Origin of the sequence: Pedobacter jeongneungensis (assembly GCF_039538295.1) — a bacterium.
Taxonomy (GTDB): domain Bacteria; phylum Bacteroidota; class Bacteroidia; order Sphingobacteriales; family Sphingobacteriaceae; genus Pedobacter; species Pedobacter jeongneungensis.
Genome location: NZ_BAABBY010000002.1, coordinates 113,902 through 125,863, shown reverse-complemented (window position 1 = coordinate 125,863; position 11,962 = coordinate 113,902). Strand labels below are relative to the sequence as shown.

Annotated in this window: 7 protein-coding genes; all 7 read right to left on the bottom strand. The window is 40.9% G+C overall.

Annotation, left to right across the window (positions count from 1 at the left end; translation table 11 throughout):
- Positions 1–4: 4 nt before the first annotated feature.
- From ABD769_RS04285 to ABD769_RS04255, 7 genes are read right to left on the bottom strand one after another with little or no spacing between them, the layout of a single operon-like run.
- Positions 5–766: a hypothetical protein gene (locus ABD769_RS04285; protein WP_344849729.1), complete on the bottom strand. Its 762-nt coding sequence runs from the start codon at positions 764–766 to the stop codon at positions 5–7.
- Positions 757–2,298, bottom strand: a complete 1,542-nt coding sequence (locus ABD769_RS04280) for a RagB/SusD family nutrient uptake outer membrane protein (RefSeq protein ID WP_344849727.1) — start codon at positions 2,296–2,298, stop codon at positions 757–759. Before ABD769_RS04280 ends, ABD769_RS04285 begins: the two co-directional genes overlap by 10 nt.
- 12 nt (positions 2,299–2,310) lie before the next feature.
- Positions 2,311–5,469 (bottom strand): SusC/RagA family TonB-linked outer membrane protein, encoded by a 3,159-nt coding sequence (locus tag ABD769_RS04275; protein WP_344849724.1) that lies wholly within the window; start codon positions 5,467–5,469, stop codon positions 2,311–2,313.
- A gap of 35 nt (positions 5,470–5,504) precedes the next feature.
- Positions 5,505–6,545, bottom strand: a complete 1,041-nt coding sequence (locus ABD769_RS04270; RefSeq protein ID WP_344849722.1) for a DUF5007 domain-containing protein — start codon at positions 6,543–6,545, stop codon at positions 5,505–5,507.
- A 10-nt stretch (positions 6,546–6,555) separates the two neighbouring features.
- Positions 6,556–7,230 (bottom strand): hypothetical protein, encoded by a 675-nt coding sequence (locus tag ABD769_RS04265; RefSeq protein WP_344849720.1) that lies wholly within the window; start codon positions 7,228–7,230, stop codon positions 6,556–6,558.
- Positions 7,231–7,244: 14 nt separating this feature from the next.
- Positions 7,245–8,843: a RagB/SusD family nutrient uptake outer membrane protein gene (locus ABD769_RS04260; RefSeq protein WP_344849719.1), complete on the bottom strand. Its 1,599-nt coding sequence runs from the start codon at positions 8,841–8,843 to the stop codon at positions 7,245–7,247.
- Between the two features lie 17 nt (positions 8,844–8,860).
- Positions 8,861–11,854, bottom strand: coding sequence for a SusC/RagA family TonB-linked outer membrane protein (locus tag ABD769_RS04255; protein ID WP_344849717.1), 2,994 nt, complete (start codon positions 11,852–11,854; stop codon positions 8,861–8,863).
- Positions 11,855–11,962 lie beyond the last annotated feature (108 nt).

The following is an 11,962-nucleotide window of genomic DNA, read 5'->3' as shown; positions in this document are numbered from 1 at the left end:
AAACCTATGGTGTTGGCGGATTAATACCGGCGGATATGGCCTGTTCGATAAAAACATTTGTATTAAAGCCAAAATTATGCGTGATTTTAGTAAGCACATGCAAAACACCATTTGTGGGCTGAATATCTGAAGTGGCAACCGGAATATTAACCAATGATACCTGAGGATTAGATAAGTCTGGAATATAGGCCAGGTACAACTGCCGGTAACCGGCATAGGCAACCCGCGAAAGCTCTTCTCCGTTAGCACTATACACCACTGCATCATTAAATATCACCCCGATATTCATGATCCTGCCGCTGTAAGAGGTATAACCCTGACCCGGGTAAGCGAGGTATGATAAGGTATCGCGCTGCGGATAATCTTTCAGGCGGTTACTTCCTTTAAAAATGTATTGTGAAAGTATGTTCTTCCATACTTCAGGCTTGATTTGTGATAACTGCGAAACAGTATCTTTACCTGTTACCCTTAATCTTACATTTAATCCTTTGATGGATTTAAAGATAGAGCCACTAGGGGGCGCAAAAAATGTAATGTTCTCTTTGCTGATTACATCGGCCAGTCCAGCCAGTTTAATCACCGTGAGGGTTGAATCGAAAAACGGTTTCTTTGCTTCCATATACTGCATAATATTGCCATTATACTTTGCTTCGTGCACGCCCGTTTCTATGTAGTATTTTTTACAGCCGGTTAAAACCGACACCAGACAAATTACTGAAAATAGCAGTGTTTTATAATTCTTCATCATCATATCTATTAATTCCAAAAATTATTACCGATTAAAGCCGGGTTTGCACTACGCTCGGCAGCAGTAATGGTAAGCGGCCAGGTCCAGGCACCTGCATTGAGGTTGGCTACCGATATGGGAGCGTTGGTGAAATCTGAATTGAGTACCCTTTTTGTTCTTACCAGATCGAAAAAGAACTGCCCCTCGCCTATTAGTTCCCTGCATCTTTCCCTGTAAATTTCGTCTTTTAAATCCTGCCCGTTTTGTGTAATAAGTGGCGCATTGGCGGCTATGGTTACCCTGTTGGCAAAATCTCTTGCACCGCTTTCGTCGCCAAGTTCTGCAAGGGCTTCGGCGGTTAATAAATAGCAGTCGGGTAGTCTGAAAATAATGGCACTGTCATCACTTGTGATCGATATTGCACTGCCTGATCCGGTTGAATAAATATTTGCAAATTTTTTAAACTGGAAAGCTCCTCCCTGAGCATCATAGTTTTCAAACCAGGTGGTTATCCTTGCATCTGCAGAACCAGCGGGATAAAGTTTACGGATATAATCGCTTTGGTAAGTAATAGAGCTTTGGGTTTTGGTTACATTGCCCTGGTACGGATAATGTGACAAATAATAAGAAAGGCTGGCAGGTAAAGAAAAGCCTTCGCCATAGTTAAAATCCTGCAAAATACCGAACAGGTTTTCGGTGCTTCTTCCTTTAAAAATTTTCAGTGTATTGGCTGGGGTAACCGGTAATATTTTATAATTGCTATAAGTATCCAGTTCGGCAGCCAGTGTTTTTACGGCCTGGTAGTATTTGGTTTTATCACTGGTATCCCAGGCTGATGCCCACATATTTAGATGCATTAACAATGCCACTGCCGATGCTTTTGTTGGCCTGAAACCGTTAGAGGTGGCATCATTATAAAAAGCCGGTAAATCGGTTTTTGCCGCAGTCATATCTGCAATACACCTGTTCATTACCGTTACTTGTGGTGTTCTGCCCAGCGGCGTACTGTGGTAAGCATCTGTATAATAAATGGCATCGCCGAATAATTTACAGATAAACATGTAGCTCAGGTTACGTAAAAATACGGCCTCGGCCTTATATCTTTTTTTATCGGCATCGGGCAAACTTGATGAAGGCACTTTATCAACCTCAAAGTATAAGATGTTGGCCGCAGCAATTACATCGTACCATTCTTTCCAGCTCATGATGTTTTTCATCATGCCGTTAAACCGCCCGGAACTGGAAACAAGAAATTTCATATTATTGCCTGCAAGTGCAATAAAGGTATTTGCCCCATCGCTACTTAAACTTCCTATTGACACCTTATTGCCCCTCATTTCTAATGCAGGGAAGAATGCGCGGTCGTCATCATTAAAAAAAGTCGGTGTGCCTGCCACTTTCGATTTTAACCGTGAGTAAATTCCGTTTGTAAATCCTTCTACATCTTCACGGGTTTTCCAAAAGTTGTTTCCGCTCTGTGCTTCAATTGGTGTTACGTTTAGAAATTTTTTGCAGCCCACTGTGGTAAATACCAGTGCAGCAAACAGGACTATATATTTTGTATTTTTCATCTGTCTAATTTTTTAAAACTCAATGTTTAAGCCTAGTGTAAACTGCTTTGGAGAAGGATAACCGCCTGAATCATCTCTACCCAAACTCGTCACATTCTCGGGGTTTGGACCAGAGTAACGTGTAATAAAACCAAGGTTTGCCGCAGTGGCATTGATGCTTACCCTGTTCATGCCGAACCTGCTGGTAAATTTCTTATCAAAGATGTAATACACCTTAACCGAGTTTAACTTAAAGTAAGAGCCATCTTCCTGAAAAGCCGTTTGGTTTAACCTGAAAGGATCGATGATGCCTGCACGCACAAAATCTAAAGGGTTGGCATAAGTTGCATTCTGACCAGGTGCACTCCAGTAGTTCAGCTGATCTAACGGAACCAAACTGCCGAAATGTTTAAAATCAGTATAGTTCTGTAACTGTTTACCCAAAGGGTTATTGATAATATCTCGAACCAGTGTAAAAGAAGTATTTACCTCAATACTCCAGTTTTTCCATTGCAGGTAGGAATAAAATCCTCCGGTTATCTGTGGCTGCGAATTACCCGCAATAACCCTGTCGTTACCATCCAGTACGTAATTTCCATCCAGATCGGTAAAAATAGGATCACCTGCCCTAAAATAATTTAAGCGGCCGGTACCCCCTACGCGATAAGGTAAACCGGTATTCGGATCAACAGGTACCTGGGCATTGGTAGAGTACACTCCTTTTGTGTTGTACAGGTAATTAGATAATGAGTTTGTACCCAGGCGATAATAAGTATCTTGTTGTAAAGCTTTATCGTAGTAAATAAAATCCCTCAGATTATCTGGCAATTGGGCAAGGATTTCCCTGTTGATGGCTAAGTTTCCGGATATGGTCCACTTAAACGGGCTGGAAGGACTTAACGGACGGGCAGTTGCCTGAAACTCCCATCCGTAGTTTACGTTACTGATTTCGTTAGAGGCCACTGTTTCGAATGAATTGGCGCTCGAAATATCCTTGTACCTGAAAATATTATCGTTTTGTTTATAATAGGTATCAAAAACGAACGACAAGCGGTTCTGAAATAAACTAAAATCAACACCAGCGTTATAAGTGGTTGCTTTAGTTGGTTGTAAATCTAAATTTGGCAGCCTTTTTAAATCCAATATGATCGAATTGGCATTATTATAACGGTTTCCTCCCACATATTTACCATAAGCATCAAAAACACCTCCTACCGGCTGTATGTTAGAACCATAACTTAAACGGATATCGGCATAATCAACCCATTTAATGTTCTGCATAAACTTTTCCTTATTAAAGTTCCATTTTAAAGCGATGGATGGATTGGCAATGTAACGGGCATTTTCGCCATTGGCCGAGTTGGCATCTAAACGATAGTTAAAATCCAATACATATTTTTGTTTATAGTTATAAGAAAATGCACCTGCAAAGGCCACGCTTCTGGCATCGTTATAATCGATGGTTCCACCCAAAGAGGTCAGGTAATCTGTCATATTGGTTAGCGGCCCTCTTAACTGATCGTTCACCCCCCTTTCGTTTAACATGGCATCGGCTTTAAAAAAGCTCGAGTTAATCTCAGTAAAGGCAAAAAGGTTAAATGTGTGTGTATCTTCTCCGGCAGCATCTTTTAGGCCATATACATAAGAGAACTGGTTACGGTTATATAATTTAGTGGCACGATCGTTATAGGTATAATATTTCGATTGGTTGCCGTTTAATGCGGCAGGCGAAAAATTATCTTTTGTACCGGTATTATTGGTATAGTTTAAGAAAGTAGCGATCCTGAAATTTTTAAAAACCTCATATTCCGCATTAATGGTGGCAAAAGTTTGTAATGATTTATTATCATTATCGGTTTGCAATTGTGCCAATACCCCGCTTTGAGAGGAAAATAGCGATGGTGACGGCAGTAAGCTTGAGGCCTGGCCCGTAGTGGCTAAACCACTATTTAAGAACCCATTGCCACTCCCGACCTGTTGCTTTTGAATTGAATTTTGCAACTGACCAAACAACTTAAATTTAGGCGTTGGATTGTATTGCATATTCATGTTGAGGTTATACCTCGAATAGCCTGTATTTTCCTGGATGCCCGTTTCATCATAAGCACCTAAACCTACCTTATAGTTAAATGCCACATCGCCACCCGAAATGCTTACATTATGGGTTTGATTGAAAGTATTTCTGTAAAAATAGGATTGCCAATCGGTAGAGTTATTAAAATAGGCGTTTAAACTATCTGCTAAAATGGGATTATAATTGATCATGTCTATTGCATGATTATAAGTGGTATCATTTTGCAGAATCTGATTGATCCGCAACAGCCGTTCGCCTTTACCTCCAATAACACTGCGTAACTGAGGAACCATTGAAAAGAAAGATGCACCTGTATAACGGACTACCGGTATTTTAGAATTACCACGTTTGGTGGTTACCAAGATTACTCCATAAGCGCCTCTCGATCCGTACAAGGAGGTAGCAGCCGCATCTTTTAGAGTGGTAATGTCTTCAATATCTTCTGGCGGGATTTGTGAAATAGGCGATACACCCGGCCCGGCCTGTTGAAAACCATAAGAATAATTGGTATTATCATCAACGGGTACCCCATCAATTACAAACAATGGCGAGGTTGGGGTTAAGAAACTCGAGCTTCCTGAACCTGATACGTTGATGTTTGAAATACCACGTAAGGTAATTGACCCCCTGAAACCCGGTGCGCCTGTATTGTTCTGAATGTTAAGACCGGCAACTTTACCCTGTAGAAGAGACATGATATCACTTGCAGGCTGTCCCTGAATATCTTTACCTGAAATGGTTACGGTAGAGCCCGTAGTTAAAGTTCTGGTTTTGGTTTGATAACCCGCCGTAACGGTTACTTCTTTCAAAGTAGCATTATCGCCCTGTAAAGTAAGGTTAATGGTGGTTCTTCCATTTACTTTTACGGTTTGCGTTACATAACTTAAATATTTAAAGGTAATTTCTGCATTCGATGCTACAGTTACCCTGTAACGGCCATCGCCATCAGTTTGGCCCAAAACCCTGCCAGCGCTTAAAATACTTACGCCGGGCATGGTTTCTTTCTTTTTCGATTCGCCGTCATAAACCGTACCGGTAACCGCAATTTGCTGTTGTGCCAGGGCGAGATTGTGCAAACCAAAAATCAATAAAATTACTATGCTGTAAAAATACTTCATTGGAAATATGTTTTGTTTGGATTTAGTTTGTTTCATCAGTCGTTATCAAATTTTGGTCTGTCGTTCTTGAACTGAAAGATAATTTCCCAATCCCCCTCCTCGTAGATCTTGAAATTTAAGGCGAGATAACAGTGAAGTAAAGCCGCACCAAATGCCTGCCTGTCGAACCTGAATACAACCCTTGCAGCGGCACCATCTGTTGTGGTGTACCGGGTAGGATAAGCGGTTAAAGGAATAGGGTAAGCCACATCAAATTTTACTTTAGTAGCATCTTTTACCATGTTGAAACCGTGCACCAGATTGCCCCAGTCGGTTAAAGCGAATTTATTCGGATCGATTACCTGCGCCAGCGTATCTATAAATTTGAAACTGATGCTATGGCCTGAATAGCCTGGCAACCCTTTTGGCAGTTTATTAAATACTACGGCTACATCGTTGGAAGATAAAAACTGGTTGGTTCTAACACCGGTGATGAATAATCCGGCCGGATTAACAGAAGTGGATGTTCCCTGCCCTGTTACCGGATCAAGCGGTGATGGTTCATACGGACGTTCGCGCAGCGGTGCAAGGCGCATGTTCTGAAAATATTTCCTTCCGCCGGTATTCGACATTTCCACATCAAAAACATAACCCGAATCCGGCTGGGCTTTAATCATGTTGGAGTTAGCTTCCGCCCACATTAAAAACTCGCCAGAATGCGGACGTACTTCAAACAAAGGATGGTTTTCGATTACGCGTTTTGCCTCAATTTCTGCCAGCGATTTCTCGGTACCATCATAAGCCGTTTTCCATACCTTAACGGGATAAAGTTTGGTTAATTCGGGAGCAGGCTCGCCACCAAAGGTGCGCATGTTTACAATTTTAAAATCCAGCGGCCTGCTGGAGTTTCCATAGGTAAAATTGTTGGTAAATAAGGTATTTCTGCCTAAAGTAGGCTGATATAGAAACTGTGTGTACTGGCTGTCATTGGCGATAGACAACCTGTTATCCGGTAAATTTTTCTTACACGACACCAATGCGATCATCATACCTGATAGCATTATTGCTACACTAAGAAAGTATTTTTTAGTTTTCATCTTCATAAGGCTATTGGTCTAATCTGTATGTGAATTCATCAAACCCGAAATTGTGCAGTGGGGTTAAAATGTTTATGATTGCATTGTTGGTTTTAATATTAACTGCATTAGTAGTGGTGGTAATCCAGTTAAGTTTAATGGTTGAGCCAAACATATCGCTATACTCGAGTGTGGTTGCTCCACCACCAACAAAACCTGATGCATCTGCCTGTATGGCCTTAACATGCATCGGATAGCCGCCATCTATTGCAGTTACCGAAATACCATCAACCGTGCTGGCGTAGGTACCAGTGGTTAAATTGCCCCTGACAATATATTTCGAAAGCATAAATTCCAGTTCTACCGGATCAGCTGTTTTTAAATAAACTGGAGTCCTGCCACCGGCCTTTCTAACCTGGTTTAAATACTTAACTGATGCTGCAAAATTTTCATTTACAGGTGCAAACAGGGTAACTTTCTGATTCGTTAGTGAATCTTTAAGGGCAGGAAAACGATCCAATACCAAAAGCAGCGAATCGAAAGTGTTGGGCTTAGATTTTAAATAATCCATGGCCGACCCTTTAAAAGTTTGTATTGTATTGGTATAATCGTAATATGGCGAGTCGCTTTTTTTACAGGCACTAAAATAAATGCCCGTTACAGCTACCAGCAACAATAGGCTATGCTTATATAATTTCTTTTTCATGATCTTCTGATTGATTATTGCCAATATGGATTTTGGGTAACCGAAGGGTTGGCGTTGATTACATCCTGAGATACCGGCCAATAAATTCCTCCGGCACGCTCAAACTGCGTGAAGGTAAGTGGCACGCCATTCTTCTTAATAAAGGTGCCGGTAGAATTTTTAATTCTGTTGAAGCGTACAATATCGTACCATCTCCAGCCCTCACCCATTAATTCTCTTCTGCGTTCTTCAAAAATGGCATCTATTAAATCTTTGCCCGATGCAGAATCGTAAGTATCTGTGCCCCTCAGGTTAGCGGCTTTGTTGAGTGCCGAAATGGCTTCATCACGTAAACCCAATACCGCACAGGCTTCTGCCCTGAGCAGGGTAATTTCCTCAATACGGCTAAACAGCATGGTTGAACTGAAAAGGGTTAAATTACCAGAGGTTTGAGCAGTGTAAATCACCTTGATTTTGTTAAAAATAGGTTGTTCAGAAGGGAAATTGTAAAAATAATTGGTCCGGTATAAGCCTGTGGCAGGGTTAACGCCAAACCTTAAATCTCCCGGATCGGTAAATATTTTAAGGATGCTGTCTTTTGGCACAAACATCTCAGGCTGAGTTTTAGGAATAAACGGTGATGCCAGCGTTAACTGCTCAATGTGGCCGTTAGCGGTTGATAAACCATTACCTGCCTCGAAAGGAAAACCAACCAGTACAGTTGCGCGTTTAAAGGCAAATGGACTATAATAGTTTACATTCTCTGTAAGGGCATCCATATCTAAATAAACAATCCCGTTAGAGCCGCTCCCGTTAGATTTGGTATAATTATCCAATACAAATTTTGAGTATGTAGCTGCATCGAGGTAATTGCCCTGCCAGGCTGCAATATGGGCTAAAATAATATAGGCCGATAAGCGGGTAAAAATATTTCCGTTCCAGCTTGCCCAGCCTGCGCCATAATAAAGCCCAGGTAAAATTGGATCGTCGCCACCATATTTAAAAGGCACCACTTGTGCTGCAGCCAATAGCTCGGCTGTAGCAAACTGTAAAACTTTTTCTTTACTTGTTCTGGGCAACTGAACAAAATCGCCATCGTGAGATGAGGTTAACAAAGGCACATCACCCCAGATCCTAACCATGTAGAAATATGCAAATGCCCTTAATATTCTAGCCTGAGCAACATCTACATTATTGTTGATTGTGGTATAACGCGAATCTAAAGGTATAATCTGTTTAGAGCGTTCGATAAATAAGCTTGCGGCATTAATTACCGCATAAAACCTGCGCCAGTTGGTAATCCTGTTAATTACCGGATACTGTGCATTTAGTTGCCCCGTAACAATAGATTTCAGGTCTGCACGGTTGGTAATCTGAAAATCGCCCTGGCGTAAATCGCCCATTAACCAGTGCGTGTTATCAGAAACGGTAGCCGAACGCATTAAACCATATACCGAAAGTAAGTTGGCGCGGGCATCTTCCAGCGTTTTCCAGTTGCTCTCTTCGGTAGCTAATCTTGTTGATTGTACATCATCAATTTTCTTACAGGAAAAGTTGCCCATACCAACCAGGGTTAGTATTAACGCCAGGGTAACCGACCTGCAGATACTAATTTTATAATTAGAATATTTCATATCAATAATGGTATATTTTATAAATCGAGTTTGAAGCCTAAAACAAATGTTCGCGGGATGGTGATGTTGGCACCATCATATATTCCATTGTAATTGATCAGTTCCGGATCAACGCCTGAAAAATTGGTTAGTGTAAATACGTTTAAGGCTGTAGCATATAAATATGCCCTCCTGATTTTTCCACCGGCTTTTTTGAATAAACCGGTTTTACTGAAATCGTAACCCAGGGTAACCGATCTTAATTTCACATAAGAGGCACTTTCTAAAAACAAATCCTGATCGGTACGGTAAGCATCTACAGGGCTCCATGGATTGTAAACCGGATAGTTTTTCTCATTATCGAATGATTGCCATGAAGAAACTTCTTTAACCGAATTAATGTCATTTCCAGCTTCGCGGTTTACAAAGCCATAACGGGTTGCCTCGTATTGGTTAATGGCTTTTTGTCCTGCAGCAAAAATGAAATTGAAGTTTAAATCGAAGTTTTTGTAAGCTATGGTATTGTTCCAGCCACCCAAAAATTTTGGTAACCTGTCGCCGGTTAATACTTTATCTTTACTATCAATCCGGTTATCATTATTATAATCAACCCATTTCGGATCGCCGGCTTTTAAAGGAATCCCGTTAAAGGTTCTGCCCGCAGGCACTTCAGCATCACTGTTGTAAATGCCGTCATTGCTATACAACCAATAACTTCCTGCTGATTTTCCTACTTGTAGTTTATTATCATTCTGATAAATTAATTCATTTAAACCATCTGGCAATGCCGACAGCTTATTCTTGTTATAACTCAGGTTCAAACCCGTATTCCAGTTTAAGCCATCGCGTTGTTGTAAAACAGCACCGTTAACCAAAAACTCGATCCCTTTATTATTGATATCCATACCCGATTTATATTGGGTAGAATAACCTGTTTCAACCGCGACAGGTAAGCCGATTACGCTGTTCTTATCCTCGCGGTTATATACCGTTACCGCAGCATTAACGCGACTGTTTAAAAACGATGCATCTAAAGTTACGCTGGCTCGATCGGCAAAGGGAAGGCTAATGTTATAGCCGATAAATCCACTATTGTACGGACGGTTAATCCCCAGCAAACCACCATAGCCCGGTATAGTAGGTTCTTCTTCCCATCCATTTTCTGAGCGATATTGTGGCCCTGCAGCAAAACGGTCATCCTGGAAAACCCTCAAAGTCCTGCCCCAGCCTGCACTTAAATGCAATGCATCAATCGCTTTATTATCTTTTAAAAACTGTTCTTTTAAATTCCAGTTGGCATTAAATGCGGGTGTGGTTACCCAACGGCTATCTGGCTGACCATTTGAAGCGCCATCTCTTCTTACCAGTGCACTTAATGTGAACAGGTTTTTATAAGCGTACTTTGCAGAGCCGTAAAACGACATTAAATTATTACGTTCCTTATCAATATACCTGAAAACATAAAAATTACCGTTAGCCAGTACGTTTAAGTAATCGGGGTTATCCAGTCCGTCTCTGGTAGGGTTTCCATCTACAAAAGTCAGTTTTACATAATCATTAGGACCATTGTAAGCCCTTGCATAGTTATATTTGTAGGTATCTCCCTGTAGGCTCTGGCCAAGTTCAAAATCTACAACATGATTTTTATTAATATCATATTTGTAGCTGATGTTATTATTGATGGATACCCTTTGGCTATAACCGAAGTAGTTAGAAATATAACTGATACCCGCCAGTAAAGTAGATGGTATAAAATAATCCCTCACGCCCTCGTTGTAATTAAACAAACCAGTAGTAGAGATTACAAATTTATTCACCTTGGCACTTAAAGTCAGGTTTCCGTTTAATACGGTAGAGCGGTTGTTATCTACGTTTCTATCGTTTTGCGTTAAATATGAAGCGTACGATTCGGCATTCGGAGACAGCGGACTGCTTAAATCCGGAATGTAACGTGTTTCGGCAAAGCGATCGCGTAAACTTTTGTTCCTGGTACGGTCTAAGCGCGCCGTATTAACAGTACTTGATACGGTAAGCCATTTAAAAGGTGCCATATTTATCCCGAAAAACAAATTGTAACGGTCAATCCCGGTATCATCAGCATTTCCCGCATTTTTAGTTCCCGAACCAAAAAACCTGAAATTGGCGCGATCTGTACCACCTGTAATCCCCAAATCGGCAGAAAAAGTTGGTGCATTCTGGTAGTACAAATCTGTCCAGTTTGATGGCCCGAAATAGGCCACATTGGTAGAATCGCGTAGGTAAGATGCCGGACTGCCCGCCGGATTATATTTTTGATAAAACTGACTTCTGAAATTATTTTCGTACACTCCGTTAATGGTATTAACCTTTGGAGCAGTAACATAACCAAAATAAGAGTTGAGGCTTATGTCTCTAACACCTGCCCTGGCATTTTTGGTGGTGATGTAAATAGCTCCATTGGCTGCATTCGGACCAAGTTTGGCCAACTCGAAAGGATCTTTAATTACTGTAATCGATTGTATATTGTTAATATCTACCTGCGATAATAAATTGGTTGCAGGGCCAATCCTGTTGTAATCGTACTTTTGTACATCAAATGCAAAAGGGTTATCGGCCACCAAGGGCACTCCATTTAAATAAATAGCCGGCTGTAAAGCGTAGATGTCTTTCTTATTAAAAAGCAGGCCCGATGCACCCTGTATAATAATACTTTGCTCCGTTCCGGGCTCTCCATTTGGTTCCTGTACGTAAACGCCGGCTAAATTGCCTTTAATAATCTGCTGTAGTGACAGGTTTGGAACTGGTGCTGCCGAACGAATGTTAACCGTATCGCGCACTGTTTTAAATTTTTGCAACGCCCTGATCATTTGCCCGATCGTATCTGTTTTTACAGCGTTGGCGGATAAATCTTTTTTCGATTTAGAGGTATCTTGCTGAAAGGCAAAATAGTTGCTGTTGATCCTCTTAATCAATGCCTCATTGGCATGTGAAGATTGAAATCCAAAAACAGATAAAAACAAGGCAAAACAAATGCTTGTGTAAATTTTAACCATTTGATTAGTTTTTGTTTGATTTTTGTTTAAAGAAGAAACTCGGTTGCTTAAAAGATAATTGAAAAATTACCCCTGTTTGGTTTTTTTTGGCATAGCGATGCCCGTAGA